This is a genomic window from Actinomyces graevenitzii C83 (assembly GCF_000239695.1).
Taxonomy (GTDB): domain Bacteria; phylum Actinomycetota; class Actinomycetes; order Actinomycetales; family Actinomycetaceae; genus Actinomyces; species Actinomyces graevenitzii.
The window spans coordinates 473,302-496,993 of record NZ_JH470338.1; the positions used below are offsets into that span (position 1 = coordinate 473,302).

Here is a 23,692-nt window from a genome sequence, read left to right on the forward strand (position 1 = left end):
CACCAAACGGTGACCCCACAGCTTTTAGTTAATGGGCCTTAGCTGTTTAGGCCCTTGTCTACGCCGTCGGCAACTGCCTGCTCAACGGTAGGGGCTACCACCTTGGCACCTACCAGGGCGCCCAGCATCTGTCGCAGGTCTAGTCCCATGGTTTCGCCAAGGCCAGCGTTTACCTGAGACAGGGAGTTGGTAATGTCAGCAACCATCTTGGCGCTGTTACCCTCACCGTACATGGTGATGGAGTCGACGTTAGCCAGCGGCGAGGCAATAGCTGCGGCCACATCCGGCAGGGCCTTGAAGTACATTTCCAGAACGGCTGCCTGATTCATCTTGGCCATGGCTTCAGCCTTCTTTTCCAGACCTTCAGCCTCAGCGCTAAGGATTGCAGCCTTAGCGGCAGCTTCAGCTTCACCCTTGGCACGTAAACCGTCAGCCTCAGCTAGCATCGCCTGCTTGGTGGCCTCAGCGCGCTTTATCTGTTCGAAAGCTTCAGCTTCAGCTTCACGCTGACGGGAATAAAGCTTGGCGTTGGCGGCCTGCTCAGCGGCGTAACGGTCAGCATCGGCCTGGGCGTTAACGGTTGCTTCCAGGGCGTTGCGGGTTACCTTTACTTCGCGTTCCTTAACCAGGGCTTCTTGTTCCTGCTTGACAATGTCTGCCTGAGCAGTTTCGCGCTCAATGTCGCGGCGCTGAATCTGAGTCTGAATCGTGTAGGCAGCGTCGGCCTTGGCCTTTTCAGTGTCGGCCTCAGCCTTCAGAGCTGCGCGGCGCTTAGCTAGATCAGTGTCGCGCTTGGCGATCTCCATGTCGGTGGCTACCTGGGTTTCGTTAGCCTCGTTCTTAGCGCGGGCGCTAGCACTAATAATGTCTCGCTCAGCATTTGCCTTAGCGATAGCAGCGTTCTTGCGGATCTGCTCCACATTGTCGATACCCAGGTTGGAGATCACATTGCGATCATCGGAAACCGACTGGATAGAGAAAGCCACGATTACTAGACCCATTTCCTCCAGGTCACGGGTGGCATTTTCCTGGACACGGTCAGCTAGAGCGGTACGGTCGGTGACGATCTCAGTCAGTTTCATCTGACCGATAATGGCGCGCAGGTGACCTTCAAGAGTGTCACGCACCTGCGTACCGATTTCTGCAGCGCTGCGGTGAATGAAGGAACTAGAAGCTGCGTTAAGTAGCTGCTGGGTTTCGTAACCGATACGCACCTGCACTACTGCATCTACATGCACGTTGATGAAATCATTGGTGGGCACGCTGTCAGTGGTCTTAGCGTCAATGCTAATCATGGAGGCAGTTAGGGTATCGACGCGCTCAATTAGCGGCACTTTCCAGCCGGTCTTACCACGTAGGGCGCGCTGTCCCCAAGGGCCAGAAACTACCTTGATGTCAGCGGGAGAAGCCGAGACAAAGGAGATCCTCAAGAATAAGAACAAACACAGCAATCCGCCACAAATTGCGGCAAAGATAAACATAGATGCACCTTTCAAGTGCTAGAAACTAGCTCAACAGCTAGAAGTCTAACCTTAGAAGCTAATGAAAATCTGGGGGATTAAACCCCAAGTTAAGCTTCATTGAGATCTACTTGGGGACTATTGTCCACTAGCGCGCCGCGATTATAAGTTGTCCACCCCAGCTAAGTGCCACGACACGCCTTAGTTAGTGCTTAGCTCCCTTAGCTCAGCTTTAACTTCTGTGATCGCGAACATATACTTACCTAAACCAATCCGTAAGACGCCGAGGTCTTTTAGCTATGTCTCACCGCTCCAAAGCTGGGGTTTCTATCAACCCTCGCTCAGCTCAAAACATGTCCACGCGCCCCGCTGGAGTGTCTAAAAAAAGTTCAGCCCCTTTAAAACTTTTGGTGCCTTAGGTGCCCTGGCAGCCATTACCATCTGCCTGTTTGTGCAGCTGCCAGGCTTAAGCGTAGAAGGCACCAGGATGTTCGGTATCTTCCTAGCCGCCATTTTGCTGTGGGTTAGTGAGGCTGTGCCGCTAGCTGGTACCGCAGTGCTAGTGATCTTCTTAGAAGTGCTGTTCATTTCTGATCACGCCCTGCTTGACGTAGCTAAAGGTGCCCCAGCCTACACCAAGTTCTTTGGGGCACTAGCCAACCCGGTCATTATTTTGTTCCTGGGTGGCTTTATGGTGGCCGACGGCGCCGCCAAGTACAAACTCGACCGCGCCTTATCAGCGGTGTTGCTAAAGCCTTTTATTGGTAAGCCGCGCCTGACCGTGCTGGGCGTCATGCTAATTACCGCCATCATGAGCATGTTCATGTCGAACACGGCCACCACCGCCACCATGTTTGCGGTGATGATGCCGGTAATTATGGCTCTGCCTGAGGGCAAGGCTCGCACTGGTATCGCGCTGTCGATTCCGGTGGCCGCAAATGTGGGTGGCATGGGCACACCCGTGGGCACACCCCCCAACGCAATTGCCCTGGGTGCACTGGAAAACGCTGGTATTAACGTCACCTTCTTACAGTGGATGCTGGCGGCAGTGCCGTTGATGCTGGTACTGCTGGCATTGTCTTGGGCTTTTATTGCCTGGCGCTACATCCCTAATGACGCAAAGTTCAATATTGACACCAGTGCCCGCTTTGAAAAGTCACGTAACGCCATCATTTTCTACTGCGTAGCTGGGCTGACTATTTTGCTGTGGATGACTGAGTCACTGCACCACATTTCTTCAAACATTGTTGGTTTCTTACCGGTAGTGGTGCTGCTGATGACCAAGGTAATGAGTGGCGATGACCTGCGAGCTTTGGACTGGCCAGTGCTGTGGCTGGTGGCCGGCGGTATCGCACTGGGCTCCGGGGTTAGCGCCACAGGACTAGATAAGTGGATGCTGGGTTCAATCGACTGGACCTCTATCCCTGGCCTGCTGCTGATTTTGGTTTTGGCCCTGGTGGGTTGGGTTACCTCTAACGTAATTTCCCACTCGGCTTCAGCTAACCTGCTGGTGCCTATGGGTATGGGCTTGGCCGTGTCGGTTTCCAGTGGAGCCGCTGAAATTGCCATTGTGATTGCTCTGGGTTGCTCGCTGGGTATGTGCCTGCCTATCTCGACGCCGCCTAACGCCATTGCCTACTCCACGGGCACCACCCCCACCCGCGAAATGGCTATTGTGGGTGTAATCGTTGGCCTGATTGGTATTGTGCTGCTAGCTTTTGTTGCCCCACTAACCTGGGGTGCCATTGGGATCAAATAGGTCATGGCTGCAGATACTGTAACTATTTTGGTCTTTGGCGATAACTCTCATGGTATCGCCGAGCCGCTGAGAGTAGAGCTAGCTAAAGCTTTTACGAAACTACATGTAGACCCAGTTCTTGGCATTGAGCAGATAGATGACTACTGCGCAGGTTTAACTGAGCTTGATCATGTAGCTATCGCGATTGCCACCAGCGAGGTAGCAAATATTGATGCCTTAATTTTTAAGGCCCGCACCCACCAGCACCTAAGCCAAACTCAGTGGCTAGTGGTAAGTGACGCGCAAGTTCACCGTGACCTTACCCAGGCCACCAAGGACGGCATCTTGTCAGCCATTATTAGTGCGCCTTGGAGCCTGCCGCTGCTGGCTGGCCAGGTGTATTCAACGATGCTGCGTTACCTTAACGGTTACAGCCATAAACGCATTCGTGAACTGATTGGCAGACCCCCAGATTTTGCGGTGCAAGGCCCCTTATTAAAGGGACTAAGCACTGATGAACGCGAAATCGTGATGAAGTTTCTCGAAGGCGTGGAGCGAGTACTGGGCCGGCGCCCCCGCATCCAGGTGCCTCCCGGCACGCATCTGCTTACCGAAGGTAAACCAGTTGCGGCTGTGAACCTAGTGCTTGAAGGTAAAGTTTCTCTCTACCGCGACGCGCGTCATGGTGAAGTGTTAGCTCATCTGGCTTCATCAGGGCCAATTATTGGCCTGGTATCGCTGGCACGTGGGGAGAACGCGTTTTTTAGCGCGGTTACTACCGTAAACACTACTTTAGTGCGATTAACTACTGAGCAGCTGCAGATAGTTATCTCTAATGATCCTTCTATTGGTTCAGCCTTAACTGCGCTAGCTATTGGTTCACTGACGCGCCGCCTAATGCGCGCAGAAGAACTGCATGTAGAAAACGCTACCTTAGCTGAGGATCTTGAGGCTCAAAAACAGGCGTTGGCCCGCACTAATGAGGATCTGCGCCAAACCCGCGCCGAGCTAGTGGAGCAGGCCAGGTTTGCAATGCTGGGGGAGTTGAGTGCAGGTATTGCCCATGAACTCAACAATCCGGTTACGGCCCTGCTGCGTGCTGCTGGGCATCTAACCCAGGATGTAGATACGGTACTTAGCTGCGCTAATCCTGAAATAGCCCGCAGTGGCATGCATCAAGGCATGCACAGCCAGACACTGTCTACTGCCGTTGAGCGTCAGCTGACTCGCGAGCTATTGCCTTTAGTGGGGGATAGGAACCTGACGCGCACTCTGGTAAGCGCTGGGGTTAGAGACCAAGCCCAAGTGCGTGAGCTTATGAGCCAAGCTGGAGCAGTTAAGGCTTTTCAAAATGGGGCCAGGCTGGGACAAAGCCTGCGCTCAGTGCTGGCAGCTGGTCAGCGCGTAACTGAACTAACCCAGTCACTTAAAGGCTATGCCCGCCCTGACGCCCAGGAAGGTAGACCCGTAGATTTACGTGCCAACATCGACGACGTCTTACGCCTTACTGCTCATCGCTTACGTAACGTTGAAGTTGAGCGTAACTACGACGACGTACCCGAGGTTCTAGGTTTCCCAGCCAAGCTCTCGCAGGTATGGACCAACCTGATTGTTAATGCGGCTGAAGCTATAGATGACGAAGCTGAAGATCTAACCGCCGGGCAACTACCTGCTCGCGGAGAAAACAAAGCTCATATCACCATCACTGTCACTAATGAGGTTCAGGGAGTTCATGTGGTCATTGAAGATAATGGCCCAGGTATCGAACCCCATGTGCTAGAAAAAATCATGGAGCCACACTTCACTACTAAAGCTGGGCGCGTGCGCTTTGGCTTAGGTATGGGAATGCCTATCGTGCGCTCCATCATTGCTGATCACGGCGGACATTTCTCAATCGATTCCCACCCCGGGTGCACTCGTATGCATGTACTGTTGCCACTAGCAGGGGCGGACAACCTATTCGTAACCCCCTTGCCAACCCCATCACCACAGGAGGAATCATGACTGTGACTATTTTATTGCTCGAAGATGAGGCTGATGTACGCACTGCTTTAGAGCGTGACCTTGAGCCTTTCTGGGGCAAGATCCGCTATGAAGTAGCCCAAGATGTGCCCGACGCTTGGGCAGCTATCGATGACATCCTCTCTGACGGTGACGAACTAGCCCTAGTTCTCTCCGATCACCGCCTACCAGGCGAATCCGGGGTGGACTTCCTAGTGGAGCTAACTCACGACGAGCGTTTTAGCTCCACCCGCACTGTGCTAGTAACTGGTCAAGCCGATCAGGATGACACCATTAAAGCAGTTAATGAAGCTAGCCTAGACTACTACATTGCTAAGCCTTGGGATCCCCAGAAGCTAGCAGCAGTAGTGCGTGAGCAGCTAACTAACTATGTGCTTGAAAACGGCATAGACCCCTTACCCTACCTTCCTGTACTTGATGGGGTACGGGTAATGGAAGCTATACGCTAAGTAGCTTGCAGTTGCTTGGTGAGGCTAGCGGATAGCTAGCCTCACCAAGCAGTAACTTGGCGCGTGGAAAAACTTTGACGGTATTGATTTAGAGCCGCTAGAAAATCCCCCAGCACAGTTTCCACATCTGCTGGTTGTGTGGGATCGAGAGCCGAAATCAAGGTAACCAGTCCACCACAGATGAACCACAGCATTTTTATCTGAGACTGATCCAGTTCTCCGATTTGCCCAACAGCAAGCTCTTGTAGCTTTCCTACAAGCTGACTTGTTAACTCCCTTGCGAAAATAGGATCCTCCACTAGGGGAGCCAGGCGAGCAAAACTATCATCAGCAAAGCGCACTGCAAACTCACGTGGCTGCATAAAGAACTTATCTAGGTAATCCATAGCTTCAACCAGCTTGGCTACTTGAGTAGAAAGATATGCACCACGCAGCTGGGCCAGATCTCGATAATGCAGATAGAAGGTGGCCTTGTTGATACCAGCTTCACGAGCTAGGGAAGTGACAGAGATTTGATTAGCGCTCTTTGGATCCTCTAGAGCGCGAGTATAAGCCTGAAGAATCGCTGCCTCGGCGCGTAGCCAACGTTGGTCTTGCTTGTCTACCATGTACCTAAAATACTGCAATTACGCCTATTAGACACCTGTATCATAGATAAATAGACACTAATCAACGACTGTTGTAGAGAAGATAGACAGTAGATAACTAAGCAACTGTTGTCGAATAAGCAAAGAAGCATAGAACGACAGTTGTCTAACAAAACATTAAGAATAATTATGCACGCCCGGCGGAACCTTAACGAATGAATAAATATGCGGTAATTTTATCGAAAGACTCCCCGAATATTTATTCAACATTGAAGTGAAGAAGTGGGGCGCATACTTATGCACTCATGTTTTGCTAAGCATTTCCAACGTTTCCAGCCGCTTCCCATCCACGCTGCAGGGGCGTGTTATATCCACAAACGACTTTGTTGGAGACCTATAGGGGAGTGGGCTACGTATGCTTGACACTAGTAGTTGTCAATGATGGCCATATAAGCCCTCATCTTAGGAATCGAACCCTATCTGCTAGAGGGCTGAACTTTAAGTTGAAGCTGGCTTATATGAGGCTTCGCGGGGTCAAGGCGTCATCTTAAGTGCGCTACGGCTAGTTTTTTGAAGCGAGTGGTACAGATTCAGTTGGCACTTATGGCACTTAGTGGGGCATCAGCCCAGGGGAGAGGCACCAAACCGCGCTTAGGATGCTTCTGAGCGAAGCTTGATCGGCAATTTTGTAAATTTTTCGCCCTCATAGCCCCATAAACCTAGGGGGAGGTGGTGGGAGCACCAAAAATATGGGTCTTATATTTGGGGAAGATGTAGATTTTTGTTGGAGCTGCTTGCTCTACCGGGGGCGACCTTATGTCATTTTCAACACCTACTGTAAAAGTTGCAGCAAAACGGGCGCCAACCTTTACAGCTGACGCCCGCAAAATTTTACAGAAACTAAATTCTTGTCTTCACTGAAAACGGTTTCAGTCGATTTTCAGTAAGGACGAAAGAGTGTAGTTCTCTCCTTAGAACTGGTCTAGCCGGGGGATGTTACGCATGTTTGAGGTAGCCATTGCTATGGCCTCACCAGCGCCACCGTTCAAAACCACCTTGCTCATAGCAGTAGCAAACCCAATCATCTGCTCACCCTTGATCTCCGGAGGCAGCGATAGTGCGTTGGGGTCGGTGATTACTTCCACCAAGGAGGGGCCATTGTGGGCAAAGGCCTGGCTGAAAGCGTCGCGTAGATCCTTAGGATCATCTACGCGCTGAGCATGGAAGCCGGCAGCTTCAGCGATCTTGGCGTAGTTAACGTCGTGTACGTTAGTGCCAAAATCAGGTAGGCCGTTTACTAGCATTTCTAGTTTGACCATGCCCAGGGTGGAGTTGTTAAACACCACCACGTTGATGGGTAGATCGTACATGCGGGCAGTTACTAGTTCACCTAGCAGCATGGATAGACCGCCGTCGCCAGAAACCGAAATTACCTGGCGACCAGGGTAGGCTACCTGGGCACCAATAGCATGGGGCAGAGCGTTAGCCATAGATCCATGCAGGAAAGAACCAATTAGGCGGCGCGTGCCCAGGGGATCAATGTAGCGGGCAGTCCACACATTGCACATACCGGTGTCAGCAGTGAAGACGGCATCCTTAGCGGCCACTTCATTAAGTACGTGGGCAGCGTATTCGGGGTGAATCGGCTTTAGCTTCTCAGCGTTACGAGTATATGAACCCACTGGGGCGTTCATAAGCTTGGCGTGCTTCTTAAGCTTTCCCTTTAGGAAAGCATCAGAGCGGTTACCATTTAGCTTGGGTAGTAGTTGCTTAATCAGTTCCTTGATATCAGAGTGGATAGCCAGGGAAACATCCGTGCGGCGGCCTAACTTTTCGGCGTGGCTGTCAACCTGTACCGTGCACTTACCAGGTAAGAACTGGTTGTAGGGGAAGTCAGTGCCCAGCATTAGCAGCACATCGGCGTCGACCATACCTTCAGCTGCAGCGCCATAACCAAGCAGGCCGGTCATACCCACATCGAAGGGGTTGTCGTACTGGATGAAGTCTTTACCGCGTAGGGTGTGACCCACGGGAGCCTTGAGCTTATCTGCCAGGGCCACCACCTCGTCGTGAGCATCTTCAACGCCGGCACCTGCAAAGATAGCTACCTTCTTAGAGCGGTTGAGCAGCTCAGCTAGCTCGCGCACATCCTCACTGTTGGGGGAAATCACGCTAGAGCGTGCGGGCACATACTTAGGGGCGTGACCAGTAGCTTTTTGATCTGAAATGTCGCCAGGCAGGGTGATAACACTGACGCCCTTTAGCTCAACTGCGTGACGGATCGCGGCGTTAACTACGCGCGGGCACTGCGCAGCCGTGGAAACCATCTCATTGTAAACGGAGCACTCGTTAAACAGACGGTCAGGGTGGGTTTCTTGGAAATAGGTCTGACCAATCTGCACGGTGGGAATATGTGAAGCAATAGCCAGCACCGGGGCACCTGAACGCTGGGCGTCATAAAGGCCATTAATTAGGTGCAGGTTGCCCGGCCCACAAGAACCAGCGCACACTGCCAGCTTGCCGGTCAGCTGAGCCTCAGCAGCGGCCGCAAAGGCTGCGCCCTCTTCGTGACGTACATGGATCCAGTCAATGCCACCCTTAGCGCTACCGCCAGACTTACGTACGGCATCGACAACGGGGTTTAGAGAGTCTCCAACAATTCCATAAATGTGGCTTACGCCAGCATCAATTAGCTGCTGTACTAACTGCTGAGCGACGTTCATACAAGCTCCTTAAAACTAAGTGTGCCTCCAGTTAAACTTGGAAGACGCCAACTGTTAGGTTTTTAAAACCTAGTAATCCACCATACTCCCTATGGGTCAAAAGTCCCTAGTTTTGTGTGCAAAGAGACGCGGTAGGTTAGCACTGCTACCGTTTTGAGATACTAGGGGCGTGTTGGAACAGCTTATTGCCGCGCCACCGCCCCTGCCGGTAGCCGAGAGTTTAGAGGCCCTAACTGCCCTGGCTACCCCAGGCAACTGCGCACTTATTACGGCTCCTGCCGGTAGTGGCAAAACCACCTTGCTATCGCCAGCCATTGCAGTAGCTCTAGGCGGGCTAGAAAACCGTCGGGTGCTAGTCACTCAGCCACGGCGCGTGGCCGTACGCGCTGCAGCTCGACGTATCGCCTCACTGCTAGGTCAAGAAATAGGCCAAGAAGTGGGTTATAGCGTACGCGGCGATAGGCGTGTAAGCGAAGCTACCCGCATCGAAATGCTAACTCCCGGGGTGCTGCTGCGGCGTCTGCAAAATGACCCTGAGCTACCAGGGGTAGGAGCGGTAGTACTCGATGAATTCCATGAGCGCGATCTAGACACTGATCTGGCTCTAGCTTTCTGTCTGGATGTACGCGCCAGCCTACGCGAAGACCTATTTTTAGCCATCACCTCGGCCACATTAGACGCCAATCCGGTAGCTGAGCTACTTGCCAAAGCCACCGACAGCGCCTGTATAACTACCGAAATTCCCACCCCCATACACCCTCTAGACATTGTCTATAAACCAACGTCGCAAGCTGCTTTAACACCTAATAGCCAGGGCCACATGGGGGTTAACCCTAAGTTCTTAGCTCACTGCAGCCAGGTAGTAGCCGCTGAAGCGAGCCAAACAAATGACGACATACTGGTGTTTTTGCCCGGGGTGGGGGAGATAGAGCGGATCCGCCAGCTTTTAAGCCCCCAAGTGGGCGACGACGTCGAGATTTTAAGCCTGCACGGACAGCTAAGCGGCCCAGCACAAGACCGAATTTTTAGCCCCAGCGCTAAGCAAAGAATTATCCTAGCCACCGCCATTGCCGAGTCTTCTTTGACTATGCCCAAGGTGCGCACCGTGGTGGATGCGGGGCTAGCACGCGAACCTCGTTTAGATGTGCGTCGCGGTATCGGCCAGCTAGTTACCCTGCCGGCTTCGCGTGCTCGTCTGGCCCAAAGAGCTGGTCGCGCCGCCCGCCTAGGACCAGGCAAGGCCATTAGACTCATGGATAAAGTCGATTACGCCCGGCGCCCAGCCCACTCCCAGCCCCAAATCGCCACCTCTCAGCTAACCAATATGCGTTTGCAAGCCGCCGTGTGGGGCGCGAAAAACCCCGGCGACCTGTACCTACTAGACCCACCGCCCAGTGGTGCATGGAGCCAGGCTGGTCAGCAGCTGCGTGCTTTAGGGGCCATTGATGACGACGGCGCCGCCACCAAGAAGGGCCGTAAGCTAGCTAAACTGCCTTTAGAGCCAGCCCTAGCTAGAGCGCTATGGCAAGGCAGCTCCCTGATTGGGATTAGAGACGCAGCCCAGTGCGTGGCCACACTAGCCCAGGACCTGCGTGTAGACGACGGCGACCTAGCTCGCTTTGCCAGTAAAATCCTTTTTCAAGGTGCTCGCCAAGGCAGCGGCGCCTATAAAAGCAGTGAAGCTGGCCAGATTCGCCGTGAAGCTAAACGTTTAGAAGCCACCGCTAAAACCGAGTTTGGGAACCAAACCTTAGGAAAAAGCCCGGAAAAACGTGGCTTTCAAGATTGTCTGGCGCTAATTAGCGCCCTGGCCTACCCGCAGCTACTGGCTTGCAAACGCCCCGATTCTGACACCTACCTGCTAGCTAATGGGGTAGGGGCGCAGCTAGAGAGCCACAGTCCACTAATTGGGCAGCAGTGGCTAGCAGTGAGCGGTGTTGACCGCGCCCCCACCTCCCGTCAGGCACGCATACTTGCGGCTGTGCCCATCAGTGAGGACGACGCCCTAGCTGCTGGCCAGGCGCTGGTTAACGAATGCGACCAAATCACCATTGAAAACGGGCAGGTAAGCGGCCTTAAGCAGCAACGTTTAGGCCAGATTGTGCTGCGTACTAGTGCCACCGCGCCCAGCCCAGAGCAAGCCCTTGAGGCAGTAAAACAATATTTACATAAGCAGGGCCTACAAGCTTTGAACTGGTCTAAAGAAGCCACCAACCTGCGCCAGCGTATGGAGGCTTTGCATCTGGGCTTGGGCTTACCTTGGCTTGATGTAAGTGATCAGGCTCTTTTAGCTAGCCAAGATAGTTGGTTGGCACCCTATGGCCAGTTGCTTACGCAGCACAACATAAGCCAAATACCAATGCTGGAAGTTATGCGCTCCATGCTGCCCTGGCCCCAAGCTGCCCAGCTAGATGAGCTAGCTCCAGTAAATATGCTGATCCCAAGCGGGATATCTAAAGCTATTGATTGGTCTAGTGGCCGCCCGGTACTAACCTTGCGGGTACAACAAGCCTTTGGCTGGACTAGCAGCCCACGCCTAATTGGGGGAGAAGTAGCGCTGTTACTTCATTTAACTGATCCAGCTGGCCGCCCGGTAGCCATAACTGATGATCTAGCCTCGTTTTGGGCTGGGCCCTATCAACAGGTACGTTCCCAGCTACGCGGGCGCTACACCAAACACCCCTGGCCGCAGGATCCTTTAAACGCCACGCCTACCAACCGAGCCAAACCACGTAAGTAAACTAGAAGTTATGACAGCTAAGCAGACTTGGACGCTAGTATTCCTGGGCGCAGCCGTGGGGGCCGCTAGCCGAGTGGGTTTAGGCTCGCTCTGGCAGGGAGCCGCTATTCCTTGGGCTTATGTATTAATTAACCTTTGGGGCGCTTTCGCCTTAGCGGTTCTTTATGGTGGTTTAGCAGGCGAGGGAGGACAAGTTTTAGCAGCTAAGCACCAGCAGGCACTACGCCTGGCTGTAGGTACTGGTTTTATGGGTGGTTTTACTACCTATTCCTCATTTATGCTTCAGGTTTTTAAATTACCTGCGCATCTAGCATTTAGCTACGCTTTGGGCTCGCTTGTGGCCGGCTTAGTGGTGGCAGTTGTGGGCTATAGGCTTGGCCGCACTCTGCGCTGGCGTTACGCGGCAGCCCTAGTTAGTGCCACAGTTTTACTGGTGGGGGCGATGAGTCTGCCTAAAATGTCTACGCTGCTAGCCTTAAGCACCCTGGGAGCAGCTGGAGTGGGGGCACTAGGGCGCTGGAAACTGGGGGACTGGGTGAACAGCAAAATTCATACCCCCATAACTCTGGGCACAACAATAGTTAACCTGGTGGCCTGCACTTTGATGGGGGCAGTAAGTGGGGCCAGTGCTAGCGCTAACTGGCCTTGGCTGGCAGTTATTACCACTGGATTTTTAGGTGGCCTATCTACTTTCTCAACGGCCAGTGTTGAAGGTGGCTCCCTGGTGCTAGCAGGTAAAACTCGCTGGGCACTAACTCACCAGGTAGGTATGGCGTTGAGCTGTTTTGCTGCCCTGGCTTTGGCCTACACTTTGACAAACTAGACTTGGGTTAACTTCCGCGCCACTGAAAGAGTCTTCATGCCCGACATCAAGCTAGTTATCAGCGATCTAGATGGCACCTTGCTAGATGGCAACAGCCAGTTTCCGACCGAGTTTTGGCCGCTGCTAGAGCAAATGCGCCAGCGTGGAGTGCTCTTTGCACCCGCTTCAGGGCGTCAATACGCCAACCTGCTGGGTCATTTTGGTCCCAGTAAAGACATGCCTTTTATCGCTGAAAACGGCGCTTATGTGGTGCAAAATGAGCAGACCATTTCTCTTACCGAATTAAACCCAAATACGGTACGTGCTACTTTAGATGCATTAGAAAATGTTAATAGCGATTTTGGTTTAGTATTTTGTGGAGCCAAAATGGCTTACTGCTCACGCACTGATGAACCTTTCTTAGCGCAGGTACGTAAATACTATGCGGCTTTGGAAATAGTCGATGATCTGCGTAGTGTAGACGCCCCGCTGATTAAAGTGGCTGGTTATGATTTCGACGACGCCGAAGCTAATCTGGGTCCAGCTTTAGAGCCACTGCGCGCCCATGACCAGGTGGTTATTAGCGGCAAAAACTGGGTTGACATTATGGACTCGCGTGTCAATAAGGGCTTGGCGGTGCGCGCCCTGCAAAAGGCGCTAGGTATTAGCCCCCAGCAGACCGCAGTATTTGGTGATTTCTTAAATGACCTGGAAATGATGAGCGAGGCAACCTACTCTTACGCCGTCGCCAACGCTGATCCCCGCGTCAAAGCTGCCGCTAACTACCAGGCCCCAGCCAACACCGAGCACGGGGTAATTACCGTAATCAAACAGCTGCTGGGTCTCTAGAGCGCGGGGACAATACGCCACTGACAGCAAGCTACTTAAATCAACAAGCTACTTAAATCAATGAGTGTGGCCGGCACGTTTACGCGCCGACCACACTACTTACATTTAGCGGTTGCTATGGCCGATTAAAGCCTCAAGCTGGCGCCGCTCCTTCTTAGTGGGCCGCCCAGTGCCGCGATCACGCACAATTGCGGCTGGAGCCTCCAAAGGGGAGGGGCGCGCCGGAGTATGGTCGATATAGCATTCCCGAGCCACCGGGGCGCTTACCCGCTTGGCGATAAGACGCGTCACCTCAAGTAAACGGTCAAAACCCTCCACCCGGTAACGCACCGTATCGCCGACTTTAAGGGCCGTAGCCGCTTTAACCGGCTCACCGTTAATGCGCACATGCCCGGCTCGGCAGGCAGCAGTAGCGGCGGAGCGCGACTTAACCTGACGCACGCTCCACAGCCACACATCTATACGCACGCTGGCTACCTGTGCGCGCTGAGCTACCTCTTGCGGATTTTGAACACTGGCCATGACCAGATTCTAGCGTCGCCTAGACCGCGAGCGCTTTTTAGTGCCGCCTAGGGCTGAGAGGTGGCTGCGCAGCATGTATAGCGCTAGCCAGCCTACGATGGTTAGCGCTACGCCGGCGATGAGTAGGGTTTTGGGGTTTTGTTGTTTGATGATTTTGGTTAGGTTGCCGGTGGTGGATTTACCGTCGTCGCTGCAGTTAGAGAGGACTTTGGATAGGTAGTTTTTGTCTGCTTTGGGTAGGCCGAGCTGGTAGGCGGAGGCTACGGAGACGAAGCGGCGGGCGTAGTTGCAGCTGTAGTTGCTGTTTTCGGGCCACCAGCCGCGTGAGTTGGAGGGGTTCCAGGTGCCTTTGGCGGAGTCTCCGCTGGGGCAGGTGGCTGGGCCGCAGGCGCCTTTGGCTTGGTTGGAGCTGCCGTCTACGGCTAGTAGGTTTAGTGGGTCGTTGGCGATTTGTTGGCGTTTGGAGGCGCTCCATTTCCAGGCGCCGTGGGCCCATACGTAGGCTAGGGGTAGTACGTGGTCGATTTGGACTGCGTCTGAGGTTTGGGTGCCGCGTTTGTAGCTGATGGTTTTGGCGGTGTAGGGGTCGTCTAGGACTCCGGACCATACGGTGGCGTTACGGCATGAGCTGGTTCCTTGGCCTTGGCCTTTGGTGCGTCCTTGGATGCCGGGGGCGCGTGAGTAGTCTGCTTGTTTTAGGTCTCGGCCGAGGATGTCGTTGCGGGTGTCGCAGCCGTTGGAGTCGACGTCGGCCCAGGCTGGTCCGAATAGGCCGAGGCGTCCGCCTTGTCCGTGCCAGGATTTGGGGGCGGGGGCGTCGTCGGGTAGTTGTGCTAGGGCTTGGCGGGCTTGGGAGGCGCTAAGTACGCGTGAGTCGCTCATCCAGTTGGAGTCGATGTTGGGGGCGTTGTTGGCGGCGCCAACTGGGGCGGCTAGGGAGGCGGTTAGGGCCAGTGCCAAGGCGGCTGGTAGGGCGGTGCGGAGCCTGAACATGAGTTCTATTGTGCCTTAAATAGGCTTGAAATACACATAAATTTACGTACATATGTTCTAATTCTTTATAGAACATATGTACTATCTGTTTCTATAGGGAGTTAGTGTTACGTGAGTGAAAATTGAGTCGAACCCACGTACATGAATGGAAGTATATAACTTATACTATCATTTTCATAGGTCGCCACCTAGGTTTTGTTCTTGAGGCCGTGGCGCTTGCATAATTAGATAGACCGCACAGTCCCACAGGGAGTAGGTAAATGTCTAGCTCAAATCTGACCCGCGTAGAGGCAAGCCAACGCGCCCAGGCAGTAGAGGTACTAAGCGAGCTAATCGAGATTGACGTTACGGGTGCCCCAAGTAAAGACACGCATTTCCCGGTTGACGCCACGCTAGAGCTAGCGGTTAAGGATGCTGACACTAAGCTTTGGATTGATTTTCTAGGTGGCCAAGTTGACCAGGTCAGCGTTGACGGGGCCGCAGCTGACTTTACCTATGACGGTAGCCGTATCTGGCTAGGTCAGCTAAGCGCGGGGGAGCACCAGGTTAAGGTGTGTGCTCAGGGTAAGTTCTCTAACACTGGTCAGGGTCTGCACCGTTTTAAGGACCCGGTAGATGGGGCCACCTATCTATACACTCACTTTGAGCCTTCTGATGCGCGTCGTGCTTGGCCGTGCATGGATCAGCCTGACCTTAAAACTGTTTTCACCCTAGTGGTTAAAGCGCCTCTAGCTTGGACTGTGCTCGCTAATGGCCTGCCGGTGCAGACTCGTGAAAGCGGCGACTACAAGCTGATTCGCTTTAGTCCCACCAAGCCGCTGTCAACCTATCTAAGTGCTTTGGCAGCTGGTCCCTACCACCGTGTTTGTGACACTTGGACTTCACGCCTGCACGATGAGCAGGGCGCCTCCCTTGAGGCAGGGGCTCACCCCTTAACTGTGCCGCTGTCTTGGTCTTGCCGAGCCAGCCTAGCTAAGCACCTAGATGCTGATGAACTGCTACAGATCACCAAGCAGGGCCTGGACTACTTTGACGCCACATACGACTTTGCTTACCCCTGGGGCTCGTATGACTGTGTGTTGGTGCCCGAGTACAACATTGGCGCTATGGAAAACCCTGGTTGTGTAACCTTCTCTGAAGACGCCTACCTATTCCAGGGGGAGGCCACCGCTGACCGCCATGCTTCACGTGCTAACACCATGCTGCACGAAATGAGCCACATGTGGTTTGGTGACTTGGTAACCCCGCGTTGGTGGGAGGACACCTGGCTTAAAGAATCTTTCGCAGATCACCAGGGTACTGAGGCTGCCGCGCTGGCCACCAAATATACGGACCAGTGGGTAGCTTTTGCTTCTCGCCGTAAAGCTTGGGCCTATAACGAGGACCAGCGCGTAGACACCACTCACCCCATTGAGGCCCGCGTTGACGACGTCGAAGCTGCCCGCCAAACCTTTGACGGCATCACCTACGCTAAAGGCGCTTCCGTGCTTAAGCAGCTGGTGGCTTATGTAGGCCATGAGCGTTTTGTGCAGGCTGCACGCATTTGGTTTAAGCGCTATGCCTTCTCTAACGCTGACTTAACCCAGTTCTTGCAGGTACTTAGCCAGGCTTCAGGCCAGGACATGAGCGCCTGGGAAGCTGCTTGGCTGCGCACGGCTGGCCCGTCCATCATCACCGATGAGATTGAAATTGAAGATGGCCGCATCAGCCGTCTAACCGTAAACCAGCACAGCGTTGACCTAGCTACCGGGCAGCAGATTTTACGTCCCCACACCCTAAACGTGGGCCTGTACTACCTACGTGACGGCAAGCTGGAACGCGAACACTTACTGCCACTGACCCTAACTGACTCCAGTGCGCAGCTAGATGAAGCTGTGGGGTTGGCGGCCCCGCAAATGGTGCTAGTTAACGACGAAGACCTAACCTACGCGGTGGTGCGTCCCGACGCGCTTTCCCTAGAAACCGCCTCTGAAAACCTGGCGCGCCTAAGTGACCCGCTGGCGCGGGCCCTGTGGTGGTCGATGCTCTACAACCTGGCCCGCGACGGACTACTTAGCGCTAAGCGCTTCATTGAAATCGCGCTAGCCCAAGCCGATGACAACACTGAGCTGGCTACGCTCACTAACCTGTTCACCCAAGCCCAAACCCTGGCCTTGTATTACAGCGCCAACACTCAGGCAGATGTGCAGCTATTGGCGCAAGGGCTAACCAGCCGACTGGACCAGGCTCGCCCAGGCAGCCCAGCCCAAACTGTACTGGCGAAGGCTTATGTAAGTGTGCTGGGGCAGCTGGGCACCAGCGATAAGGAGGTTAGCGCCCAGGGCGCTAAGCAGCTGCAACAGCTATTTGATGGCCACTTTACTGACCTAGAGATCAGCACTGAACTGCGCTGGCGCACCCTAATTTCACTGGCTCGCCTTGACGCAGTTAGTGACATTGACCTGGCAGTGCAGCTAGCCCGCGAAAACACGGCCACCACCATCACCTACCATCTGCAAGCAGCTAAGTCCCGTCCCAATGCGGTTGCTAAGCGTGAAGTGTTCACCCGTCTGCTAGGCGAAGACACTCTCTCTAACGATCACATTGATGCTTTGGTGGGGGCATTTAATGTGCCCAGCCATCGTCAGCTAACGCTACCGTTCGCGCCCGAGTACTTTGCCGCCCTAGAACAGATTTGGGCTAGCCGCAGCCAAGAAATCGCTTCACGTCTAGTCAACGGGCTCTACCCCCACGCTGGCGGCGAGGCTGAGCTGGCACTAAGCCAAGCCTGGCTAGATGAGCACCCGCAAGCCCCGGCGGCTTTACGTCGCCTAGTGCTTAAAGCCCACGACGACCTGGCGCGTGCGGTACGCGCCCGTCACTAAACGTGGATTCGCCGCAGATGCTGCCCCCGCAACCACCGGTTGCGGGGCGCCAGTCCGCGAGCGCCGATCCGTGGCGGATATGGACTATTCCTAATGCACTTTCGGCGCTGCGACTAGCGTTCATCCCGGTGTTTGCGCTTAGTATTTGGCAGGGCCATATGCTTAGTGCCGCGATAATTTTGGTGCTGGCTTCGGTAACTGATTTTCTTGATGGTGTGATTGCCAGGGCCTTCAATCAGCGTTCTCGTCTGGGTAGGCTTTTAGACCCAGCTGCGGACCGGCTTTACATCGCTACGGCGTTGATTATGTTGGCTGTGGTGGGGGCTTTGCCGTGGCTGGTGATGGTTTTGCTGCTGGCACGTGACGTTATTTTGGCGGTGCATGTACCAATTTTTGCGCATTACGGGTATGCTCCTATTTCCGTTAACGCGGCCGGCAAAGTGGGAGCTTTCATGCTGATGAGCGCTTTTCCTTTGCTGTTAGTAAGATTTGCGTGGGTCAGTACTAGCATTTGGGCGCAAATAACGTACAGTGCTGGTGTGGCCACCCTGATTTGGGGGGCAGGCCTGTACTGCTGGTCTGCTTTCATTTATCTCAAACAGATAACACGGGTGCTCTCAGAAGCGGTAAAATAGTCCTAATTGCGCCGCTCCGCATGGCTTTAGGTAGGGAGGAACCAATGACCGATACACCCTTTGAGCGTGACTTAAACTCAACCCAGAGTTTTGGGGCCATTGATCTAACTGCAATGCCCACCAATGCTGTCATTGGACTTAGCGTCCAGGATCAAGCGGCTATTGCTGCTCTGCCGGTTGGTACGGCTTTGCTGATTGTGCTGCAAGCTGGGGGAGGGGCGCGTTTCTTGCTCGACACTGACAAGGTCACTGTTGGCCGTCACCCGCGCGCCGATATTTTCCTCGACGACGTTACGGTTTCGCGTAAGCACGCTCAGTTTATTGCCCTGCCTGACGGCGGCTACCAGGTGGTAGACAATGGCTCCCTCAACGGCACCTACGTCAACCGTACTTGCGTTGACCAGGCAGTTCTAGGCCCTGGCGATGAAGTACAGATAGGTAAGTTCCGTATGGTTTACTACCCTGGTCCGCAGGGTAGCTGATGACATCTTCATCGTCAGCTGTCTCCGCTATTGAGACAACTAAAGCAGGCGAGGTAGCTAAGGACCATGCCTCCATTGAAGCTACCCGCGTACCTGCTGATGTGGTTAGATGCTGGCCCTACGAGGTAGATCAAGCCCCTGTACTGAAAATCGGGCAGGTGGTGGACGAGCTTGAGGCAGAGTTTCCAGCTTTGACTATCTCTAAGGTCCGCTATTTAGAGGACGCCCAGCTTATTTCGCCTTACCGTAAAGGCGGCCCGCAAGGTCACCGCCGTTATTCGCGTGCCCATGTAGAGCGTTTGCGTTACATCCTCACCAGGCAACGTGATGATTTGTGTCATCTACAGGCAATTGGCCAGACTCTGTCTGAACTAGACCAGGGCATAGCTGACGAAACTCCCACCGTCGGCCCACAACTGGTCACCAACAATGGTGAACTGGTTGTAAATCTGCCCAATGACCAATTGCTAAGCGTTAGCCAACTAGCTAAACGCCTAGGGGTAAGCATTGCGCAAATAGAGCAAGTGGTTACGGCCAGGATTGCCGCTCCTGACGCTAAAGGGCGTTTTGATGCCCGCACTGCTCAGGTGGTGCGCCTAGCTTTGGAGATAAGTAAACGCGGCATACCGCTGCGTAATCTGCGCTCTATAAGCATGGCAGCCGACCGTGAAGCTGAACTCATTAGTAGCACGGCCCGTTTACATACCCGTGGTGCGGGGCAAGACAGCTGCGCTTTAGGGCTTGAAATAGCCCAGCTGGTGTCTGCTTTGCACACAACTTTGTTAGAAAAAGCTGTGGTTAGCGACTGCTAACCAACGCGACACGCAGGCCAAAGCTCAACTTAAGCTTCAGGTTTTATATATGCTTGCTGAGTCGTAACTGTGGGGTTATTCCCTTACCGATAGAAGAACAGGAGCACTGCATGAACGCAGAAGAAGCCGCATCACCGGTGGCAAACCAGCGTATGCAAGGCTTGCTGTTTGGCGACCCGCTTCGCTACTTGGATGGCAACACCGGTTACCGTGGCCCTATAGCCTGCCGAGCTGCCGGCATCACCTATCGCCAACTCGACTACTGGGCTCGCACGGGTCTGGTTGAGCCCACAATCCGTGGCGCCAAAGGTTCAGGCAGCCAACGCCTATATTCCTTCCGCGACATCTTGGTACTCAAAGTAGTTAAGCGCCTGCTAGACACCGGCGTGTCCTTACAGCAGATCCGTACCGCCGTCAGTCACCTACACGATAACGGCATTGAGGACCTAGCATCCTTAACGCTTATGAGCGACGGGGCCCGAGTCTATGAATGCACCAGTGAAGATGAGGTTATCGACCTAGTGCAACGCGGCCAGGGCGTGTTTGGAATCGCGGTAGGGCGCGTATGGCGTGAAGTTGAAGGTGAGCTGGCCAAGCTACCTGTAGACCACGCCAACGACATGGTGCATTTTGAAGATGAGCTGGCCCAACGGCGCGCCAAAAAGCGTCAGGCAGTTAGCTAAAAACTGTTAAAAATTTAAACTACCTGGACAGTTGCGTTACACAACTGTCCAGGTAGTTGCCGTTTTGTGACTTTTATAAAACGCTGATTAGACCCGAAAAGAGCCTGGTAACTTTCTAGCGGCCTACATTTCAGGCACAATCAGATATGTGAGCACGACTCTCTTCATCGTCATGGTGGTGGTCATAACGGCCCTCATCTTCGACTTCACTAACGGCTTCCATGATTCTTCTAATGCGATGGCTACCTCAGTGGCCACCGGCGCCTTTACCCCCAAACGGGCGGTTACCGTAGCAGCGGCGCTAAACATCATTGGCGCTTTAATCTCCACTGAAGTAGCTAAAACCATCTCTCATGGCATGTTTGATGATCGCCTCATCCAGGCCGCCCCAGCCATGGTTTTCGCAGGACTAGCAGGCGCTATTTTGTGGAACCTAGCTACCTGGCTATTTGGGCTACCCTCTTCATCTTCGCATGCCCTGTTTGGCGGGCTGATCGGCGCAGTGATTGTTGCAGCCGGTATCCAAGGCGTTAACTGGGGGGTTGTGGTTTCCAAAATCATTTTGCCGGCCGTCGTCGCCCCCTTCGTTGCCGGCACCGCCTCCGGCCTGGCTACCTGGGTTGCCTACAAAATTGTTCCCAGCGATGAGGAAGCCTACACCAACAAAATCTTCAAAATTGCCCAGCGTTTTTCAGCTTCTATGGTGGCTTTCTCCCACGGCACCTCAGATGGGCAAAAAACCATGGGGGTTATCACCCTGGTGTTAGTGGCCGCCGGCTACCAGCAAGCCGGCACCGGCCCGCAATGGTGGGTAGTAATTGCCGCCGGTCTAGCCATCGGTCTAGGTACCTACTCAGGCGGATGGCGCATTATGCGCACCATGGGACGCGGCCTGGTGCACGTAGATCCACCTCAGGGTTTTGCTTCTGAGCTATCTAGCGCCGTAGCTATCTTGGCCTCCAGCCACCTAGGATTTGCTCTTTCCACCACCCACATCTGCTCCGGCTCAGTGGTAGGCACCGGGGTAGGACGCGGCGCCAAAGTTGAAACCGCCACCTTACGCAAAATGTTCATTGCTTGGGTAATCACTTTGCCGGCTGCAGCTGTGGTTGGCGGTCTAACCTCATTCGTAGCCGTAAAGGGCGGAATTCCGGGGCTGTTTGTAGTTATCATCGCCCTGATCTTGTCCTCGCTGATGATCGTGCGGCGCGCTAACCAGAACAAGGTTGACTTCGCTAACGTAAACGACGCCAACACCGTGGTTGTAGACAAGTAAGGCTAAGACATGCAAATCGACTGGTTTTCTCTCCTGATTGTCACGGCCACCACCCTGGTTGCTGCCGTATTCATCATGGTTATCGTGGCTTTAGCAGCTCGCATGTTGGATCTGATCCACCACCGTCGCCGGGAAGGACGCGAAGATGGCGTAGCCTTCTACCAGATCGGCGCCGCCTTTTTCCTAATGCTGGCAGGTGCCATCTTCCTGTTCGGGCTTTGGCTGATGATCCCATATTTCCACTGACCAACCGCCTTCACGCAATTTACTAAGACGTGGCCCCCTAGCTAAGGGGGCCACGTTCTGTATAGGCTAAAACGGTGACTACCTCCGATGAAGACCTCCTGCAAAGCGCTTTAGCTGCCCAGCAACGCTCAACAGCTAACGCTGACCCTGACTATCCGCTAGTACACCTGACAGCTCCAGTAGGACGTCTAAATGACCCCAATGGTTTGTTGGTCGATGAAGACACCTACCACGCTTTCTTCCAGTACACCCCCGAGCACCCGCGTCGCCTGGTCTACTGGGGCCACGCCACCAGTAACGACCTGTTGCACTGGACCCACCACACCCCGGCCATCGTGCCAAACTCTCCCTACGACCGTAACGGCGCCTACTCAGGCGGAGCGATTATTCTCGACGCCGACGAGCTAAGCTGGGTTGACCCTGCTGTTGCCCACACCTACGTTCTGCACTACACCGGTAATCTCAAAGACGCTGTCACCGGTGAACGTGACGCCACTCAGGACGCCGTCGTCTCTGATGACCTAATCAACTTCACCAAGCTAGCCGACAACCCGGTTGTACGCCGTCAACCCGAAGGCTACACCGCCCACTGGCGTGACCCTCAAGTGTGGCGTGACGCCGAAGGCTACCGCATGCTGCTGGGCACCCAGCGTGAAAACGAAACTGGCACCGCCCTGCTTTACCGCAGTGAGGATCTACGCCACTGGCAGCTCGAAGGTGAACTAGAAATCCCCGGTTTCTCTGACACCATCGCCACCGGTTACATGTGGGAATGCCCTAACCTGATGCGCCTGCGTGACGAGGCCGATGGCCAATACTATGACGTGCTCATTATCTGCCCTCAGGGCATGAAGCCAGGCGTTGAAGGCTTCGAAAATGTCTTCCCGTGCATCTACCTGGTTGGTCACCTGCGCGGCACTCGCCTAGAAGATACCGGCGGGCGCTTTGCTGAAGTTGACCGTGGCTTTGAGTTCTACGCCCCGCAGGTATTTGCTCACCGCCGCGAGCAGGCCCCCGACGGCAAGGCCCTACTGATGGCTTGGGCAGGAAACGCGGGGGAGGACGATCAGCCTTCAATCCACTCGGGCAACTGGGTGCACACCATGTCTATGGTGCGCGAACTGAGCCTACGCGCAGGCAAACTGATTCAGCGTCCCCTGCCGGTGCTTGAGGATGTACCCAACCAACGCTCAACCCAGGCTGAATCTGCTGCTTGGGAAAAATCTGCCACCACCTATGATTCTGCTCTTGAAGGTGAGGCCGCAGGTCAGGCATTAGCTAGCGCATTAAACCTAGAGCAAACCCATGCTGCTCTGGCGAATTCACGTTCCTGGCGTTTACGGGCAACCGTAAATCTAAGCCAAGAAGTATTAATTCGTATTGGCGGCGAAAACAGCCACGTGGATATTACTTTAGGGCGTAATTACCTTGAAGTAGACCGCTCTACTAGTGCTTACCCCCATGGTGGTCGCCGCCGCGTCAGCCTACCTGAGCAGGTCGAACGCAGCATCGAATTGATCCACGACCGCTCTATTACGGAGCTATTCGTAGATGAGGGCGAATTAGCATTCACGTTACGCTCCTTCTTACCAACTACTGCCTGCGGCTTTAGCGTTTTCGTAAAGGGAACTGACGCATTTGGTAACAAGGTTCTAACTGATGTTAGCAACCAGGGCGAAAACGGCGTCATTTCGGGCATTACCTATATGAAAAACGATTGACATATAACGTCATATCAGCCAGTATTGAGGGGTTGAGTTTGGTGTACCTCACTAAACTCAACCCCTCAGTGTTGAGACCTTATGAAAG

Annotated in this window: 18 protein-coding genes and 1 pseudogene; 14 read left to right on the top strand and 5 right to left on the bottom strand. The window is 54.0% G+C overall.

Annotated elements, in window-relative coordinates; genetic code table 11:
• Positions 1 to 38: 38 nt before the first annotated feature.
• Entirely contained in the window at positions 39 to 1,481 is a 1,443-nt protein-coding gene (locus HMPREF0045_RS02110) for a flotillin family protein (protein ID WP_005985049.1), read from the bottom strand.
• Positions 1,482 to 1,813: 332 nt separating this feature from the next.
• Here HMPREF0045_RS02110 and HMPREF0045_RS02115 point away from each other — a divergent pair.
• The 3 genes and pseudogenes from HMPREF0045_RS02115 (at position 1,814) to HMPREF0045_RS02125 (ending at position 5,669) form a co-directional block, all read left to right on the top strand.
• Positions 1,814 to 3,219: pseudogene (locus tag HMPREF0045_RS02115) on the top strand (SLC13 family permease).
• Positions 3,220 to 3,222: 3 nt separating this feature from the next.
• Positions 3,223 to 5,202, top strand: coding sequence for a sensor histidine kinase (locus HMPREF0045_RS02120; protein ID WP_005985052.1), 1,980 nt, complete (start codon positions 3,223 to 3,225; stop codon positions 5,200 to 5,202).
• Positions 5,199 to 5,669 carry a response regulator gene (locus tag HMPREF0045_RS02125; protein ID WP_005985054.1) on the top strand — a complete coding sequence of 157 codons (471 nt, stop codon included), beginning with the start codon at positions 5,199 to 5,201 and terminating at the stop codon, positions 5,667 to 5,669. The genes HMPREF0045_RS02120 and HMPREF0045_RS02125 overlap by 4 nt, the downstream gene beginning before the upstream one ends.
• A gap of 41 nt (positions 5,670 to 5,710) precedes the next feature.
• Here HMPREF0045_RS02125 and HMPREF0045_RS02130 read toward each other — a convergent pair whose 3' ends face one another.
• Both HMPREF0045_RS02130 and HMPREF0045_RS02135 read right to left on the bottom strand, forming a co-directional pair.
• Positions 5,711 to 6,277 (bottom strand): TetR/AcrR family transcriptional regulator, encoded by a 567-nt coding sequence (locus HMPREF0045_RS02130; protein WP_040315652.1) that lies wholly within the window; start codon positions 6,275 to 6,277, stop codon positions 5,711 to 5,713.
• Between the two features lie 950 nt (positions 6,278 to 7,227).
• Positions 7,228 to 8,979 (bottom strand): pyruvate dehydrogenase, encoded by a 1,752-nt coding sequence (locus tag HMPREF0045_RS02135; RefSeq protein WP_005985058.1) that lies wholly within the window; start codon positions 8,977 to 8,979, stop codon positions 7,228 to 7,230.
• Between the two features lie 169 nt (positions 8,980 to 9,148).
• On the opposite strand from HMPREF0045_RS02135, the gene hrpB reads away from it, so the two are divergent.
• Genes hrpB through HMPREF0045_RS02155 form a run of 3 tightly spaced genes read left to right on the top strand, consistent with a single transcriptional unit; the run spans position 9,149 to position 13,370 of the window.
• On the top strand, positions 9,149 to 11,719 hold the full coding sequence (hrpB, locus tag HMPREF0045_RS02140; protein ID WP_005985060.1) for an ATP-dependent helicase HrpB: 2,571 nt from the start codon (positions 9,149 to 9,151) through the stop codon (positions 11,717 to 11,719).
• Positions 11,720 to 11,729: 10 nt separating this feature from the next.
• Positions 11,730 to 12,542, top strand: coding sequence for a fluoride efflux transporter FluC (locus HMPREF0045_RS09510; RefSeq protein WP_005985063.1), 813 nt, complete (start codon positions 11,730 to 11,732; stop codon positions 12,540 to 12,542).
• 36 nt (positions 12,543 to 12,578) lie between these two features.
• Entirely contained in the window at positions 12,579 to 13,370 is a 792-nt protein-coding gene (locus tag HMPREF0045_RS02155; RefSeq protein ID WP_005985065.1) for a Cof-type HAD-IIB family hydrolase, read from the top strand.
• 105 nt (positions 13,371 to 13,475) lie between these two features.
• Here HMPREF0045_RS02155 and HMPREF0045_RS02160 read toward each other — a convergent pair whose 3' ends face one another.
• Positions 13,476 to 13,892, bottom strand: a complete 417-nt coding sequence (locus HMPREF0045_RS02160; RefSeq protein ID WP_005985067.1) for an RNA-binding S4 domain-containing protein — start codon at positions 13,890 to 13,892, stop codon at positions 13,476 to 13,478.
• 9 nt (positions 13,893 to 13,901) lie between these two features.
• Complete coding sequence (locus tag HMPREF0045_RS02165) at positions 13,902 to 14,885, bottom strand: HNH endonuclease family protein (RefSeq protein WP_005985069.1); 984 nt, start codon at positions 14,883 to 14,885, stop codon at positions 13,902 to 13,904.
• 260 nt (positions 14,886 to 15,145) lie between these two features.
• Between HMPREF0045_RS02165 and pepN the strand changes: the two genes are divergently transcribed.
• The 8 genes from pepN (at position 15,146) to HMPREF0045_RS02205 (ending at position 23,604) form a co-directional block, all read left to right on the top strand.
• Positions 15,146 to 17,749: an aminopeptidase N gene (gene pepN, locus HMPREF0045_RS02170; RefSeq protein WP_005985071.1), complete on the top strand. Its 2,604-nt coding sequence runs from the start codon at positions 15,146 to 15,148 to the stop codon at positions 17,747 to 17,749.
• Positions 17,750 to 17,766: 17 nt separating this feature from the next.
• On the top strand, positions 17,767 to 18,384 hold the full coding sequence (locus tag HMPREF0045_RS02175) for a CDP-alcohol phosphatidyltransferase family protein (protein WP_005985073.1): 618 nt from the start codon (positions 17,767 to 17,769) through the stop codon (positions 18,382 to 18,384).
• Positions 18,385 to 18,428: 44 nt separating this feature from the next.
• The gene (locus HMPREF0045_RS02180; protein ID WP_005985076.1) at positions 18,429 to 18,866 is read left to right on the top strand and encodes an FHA domain-containing protein; all 438 of its coding nucleotides are present in this window, start codon (positions 18,429 to 18,431) and stop codon (positions 18,864 to 18,866) included.
• Positions 18,866 to 19,678 carry a transcriptional regulator FtsR gene (gene ftsR, locus HMPREF0045_RS02185; RefSeq protein ID WP_005985079.1) on the top strand — a complete coding sequence of 271 codons (813 nt, stop codon included), beginning with the start codon at positions 18,866 to 18,868 and terminating at the stop codon, positions 19,676 to 19,678. The genes HMPREF0045_RS02180 and ftsR overlap by 1 nt, the downstream gene beginning before the upstream one ends.
• Positions 19,679 to 19,788: 110 nt before the next feature.
• A complete protein-coding gene (locus HMPREF0045_RS02190) occupies positions 19,789 to 20,361 on the top strand; it encodes a MerR family transcriptional regulator (RefSeq protein ID WP_005985082.1) in 573 nt (190 codons plus the stop codon).
• 148 nt (positions 20,362 to 20,509) lie between these two features.
• Positions 20,510 to 21,637, top strand: a complete 1,128-nt coding sequence (locus HMPREF0045_RS02195) for an inorganic phosphate transporter (protein ID WP_040315653.1) — start codon at positions 20,510 to 20,512, stop codon at positions 21,635 to 21,637.
• Positions 21,638 to 21,646: 9 nt separating this feature from the next.
• Positions 21,647 to 21,883, top strand: a complete 237-nt coding sequence (locus HMPREF0045_RS02200; protein ID WP_005985086.1) for a hypothetical protein — start codon at positions 21,647 to 21,649, stop codon at positions 21,881 to 21,883.
• Positions 21,884 to 21,957: 74 nt separating this feature from the next.
• A complete protein-coding gene (locus HMPREF0045_RS02205; protein WP_005985088.1) occupies positions 21,958 to 23,604 on the top strand; it encodes a glycoside hydrolase family 32 protein in 1,647 nt (548 codons plus the stop codon).
• Positions 23,605 to 23,692 lie beyond the last annotated feature (88 nt).

Excerpts from the sequence above, each read along its gene's own strand:
- HMPREF0045_RS02110 (WP_005985049.1), bottom strand. The coding sequence starts at position 1,481 with ATGTTTATCTTTGCCGCAATTTGTGGCGGATTGCTGTGTTTGTTCTTA.
- HMPREF0045_RS02120 (WP_005985052.1), top strand. The coding sequence starts at position 3,223 with ATGGCTGCAGATACTGTAACTATTTTGGTCTTTGGCGATAACTCTCAT.
- HMPREF0045_RS02125 (WP_005985054.1), top strand. The coding sequence starts at position 5,199 with ATGACTGTGACTATTTTATTGCTCGAAGATGAGGCTGATGTACGCACT.
- HMPREF0045_RS02130 (WP_040315652.1), bottom strand. The coding sequence starts at position 6,277 with ATGGTAGACAAGCAAGACCAACGTTGGCTACGCGCCGAGGCAGCGATT.
- HMPREF0045_RS02135 (WP_005985058.1), bottom strand. The coding sequence starts at position 8,979 with ATGAACGTCGCTCAGCAGTTAGTACAGCAGCTAATTGATGCTGGCGTA.
- HMPREF0045_RS09510 (WP_005985063.1), top strand. The coding sequence starts at position 11,730 with ATGACAGCTAAGCAGACTTGGACGCTAGTATTCCTGGGCGCAGCCGTG.
- HMPREF0045_RS02155 (WP_005985065.1), top strand. The coding sequence starts at position 12,579 with ATGCCCGACATCAAGCTAGTTATCAGCGATCTAGATGGCACCTTGCTA.
- HMPREF0045_RS02160 (WP_005985067.1), bottom strand. The coding sequence starts at position 13,892 with ATGGCCAGTGTTCAAAATCCGCAAGAGGTAGCTCAGCGCGCACAGGTA.
- HMPREF0045_RS02165 (WP_005985069.1), bottom strand. The coding sequence starts at position 14,885 with ATGTTCAGGCTCCGCACCGCCCTACCAGCCGCCTTGGCACTGGCCCTA.
- pepN (WP_005985071.1), top strand. The coding sequence starts at position 15,146 with ATGTCTAGCTCAAATCTGACCCGCGTAGAGGCAAGCCAACGCGCCCAG.
- HMPREF0045_RS02175 (WP_005985073.1), top strand. The coding sequence starts at position 17,767 with ATGCTGCCCCCGCAACCACCGGTTGCGGGGCGCCAGTCCGCGAGCGCC.
- HMPREF0045_RS02180 (WP_005985076.1), top strand. The coding sequence starts at position 18,429 with ATGACCGATACACCCTTTGAGCGTGACTTAAACTCAACCCAGAGTTTT.
- ftsR (WP_005985079.1), top strand. The coding sequence starts at position 18,866 with ATGACATCTTCATCGTCAGCTGTCTCCGCTATTGAGACAACTAAAGCA.
- HMPREF0045_RS02190 (WP_005985082.1), top strand. The coding sequence starts at position 19,789 with ATGAACGCAGAAGAAGCCGCATCACCGGTGGCAAACCAGCGTATGCAA.
- HMPREF0045_RS02200 (WP_005985086.1), top strand. The coding sequence starts at position 21,647 with ATGCAAATCGACTGGTTTTCTCTCCTGATTGTCACGGCCACCACCCTG.